The organism is Brevundimonas sp. CURTG3B2_SDJG (genome assembly GCF_057364705.1).
Genome location: NZ_JBNFOJ010000411.1, coordinates 1 through 1,989, shown reverse-complemented (window position 1 = coordinate 1,989; position 1,989 = coordinate 1). Strand labels below are relative to the sequence as shown.

Genomic DNA, 1,989 nt, shown 5'->3' with positions numbered 1-1,989 from the left:
CGTCGAGGCCGGGGCCGAGCCCCGCCGCCTGGCCGCGTCCGACGGCGGGGTGTCCTCGGCCCGCTGGGCGCCGGACGGAAACGCCATCTACTTCCTTTCGGCCCGAGGCGGCTCCAGCCAGGTCTGGCGCATGGACCGCGAGGGTCAGGCGGCGGTGCAGGTCACGACCCTGCCCCTCGACGTGTCGTCGTTCCGCCTTTCCGCCGATGGCCGCACGCTGGTGGTCGCCCTGCCGATCTTCCTGGACTGCGCCGCCGACCTGGCGTGCAGCCGCGACCGTCTGAAGGCGCAATCGTCCTCGCCCTCGACCGTGCGCGGCTACGACCGCCTGCCGCTGCGTCCCTGGGACAGCTGGAACGACGGGCGGCGCAACCACCTGTTCGCCCTGGACCTGGACGCCTCGGGCCTAGCGGCCGGCGCGCCGCGGGACGTCGATGGCCGGGATCGACGGCGACAGCCCGTCACGGCCGCTGGGCGGGGACGACGAGTTCGTCCTGTCCCCCGACGGCGTCCGCGTTGTCTTCCAGGCCCAGACCCAGGGGCGGACCGAGGCCTTCACCAACAACACCGACCTGTTCAGCGCGCCCCTGTCGGGCGGCCCGGCGGTCAATCTGACCCAGGCCAATCCGGCGCCCGATTTCGCCCCGGCCTTCTCGCCCGACGGCCGCCGCCTGGCCTGGCTGGCCGGCCGCCGGGAGAATGTCTACGGCGACCAGCCGGCGATCATGATCGCCGACGCCGACGGCGGAAACGTCCGCGCCCTGCCGACCCAGTGGGACCGCGGCGCGGGATCGCTGCGCTGGCGCTCGGACGGGCGCGCCCTCTACGCCCTGGCCGCCGAAGACGGCCAGCAGAAGCTGTTCGAGATCGACGTCCGGAGCGGGGCCGTGCGCCCGGTCACCGACCAGGGCACGGTCTCGGCCTTCGACGAGGCCGGCGGGCGCTTGGTCGCGGCCCGCGAAAGCTTCACCGGTCCGGCCCAGGTGGTCGAGATCGCCGGCGACGCGGTCCGTCCCCTCACCCGCCACAACGCCGAGATGCTGGCCGGGACCGATCTGCCGCCCGGCGAGGCCTTCACCTTCGCCGGCTGGAACGGCGAGCCGGTGCGCGGCTGGACGTTCAAGCCCGCCGGCTATGTCGAGGGCCGCCGCTATCCGGTCGTCTACCTGATTCACGGCGGGCCCAAGTCGCCCTGGACCGACGGGTGGTCCTATCGCTGGAACCCGCAGATCTACACCGGCGCGGGCTATGGCGTGGTGATGGTCAACTTCCACGGCTCGCCCGGCTACGGCCAGGCCTTCACCGACGCCATCAACGACCATTGGGGCGACCGGCCGCTGGAGGATCTGCAGAAGGGTTGGGCGGCGGCCCTGGCGGCCAACGCCTGGATGGACGGCGGGCGCGCCTGCGCGCTGGGCGCCTCGTACGGCGGCTACATGGTCAATCTGATCGCCGGCAAGTGGAACGGCCCGTGGGACTGCCTGGTCAACCACGCCGGGGTGTTCGACGTCGGCCAGCTGATGAACGCCATGGACATCGGCAACTTCATCTCCGAGTTCGGCGGCGCCTCGTGGGAGCGGCCGGAGCTGTACCGCGCGTTCAGCCCGAACACCTGGGTCGGCGACTGGACCAAGCCCATGCTGGTCCTGCACGGGTCGCGCGACTTCCGGGTGCCGGTGGAACAGGGGCTGGGGACCTTCTCGGCGCTGCAGCGGCGCGGGATCGAGAGCCGCTTCGTCCATGTGCCGGACGAGAACCACTGGGTGCTGAAGCCCCGCAACTGGGTCGACTGGCAGCAGGAGATCCTGGACTGGACGGCCCGCTACACGGCTGAGTGAGGCCAAGCGTCGCCGCTTCCTCAGCCGTCCGGGCGGTGCTACGCCAACGCCCGCAAGACATGAGGAAACCGTCCATGCGCCACCGCTCCCTGCTCGCCTGCGCCTGCGCCGCCCTGGCCCTGACCGCCGCCGTCCCCGCCCCTGGCCGAGG

At 72.3% G+C, this 1,989-nt stretch carries 1 protein-coding gene; it reads left to right on the top strand.

What is annotated here, in order from left to right; all coding sequences use genetic code 11:
- Window positions 1-434: 434 nt before the first annotated feature.
- Window positions 435-1,838, top strand: a complete 1,404-nt coding sequence (locus AC2W7C_RS17225) for a dipeptidyl-peptidase 5 (protein ID WP_486002465.1) — start codon at window positions 435-437, stop codon at window positions 1,836-1,838.
- Window positions 1,839-1,989: the final 151 nt, after the last annotated feature.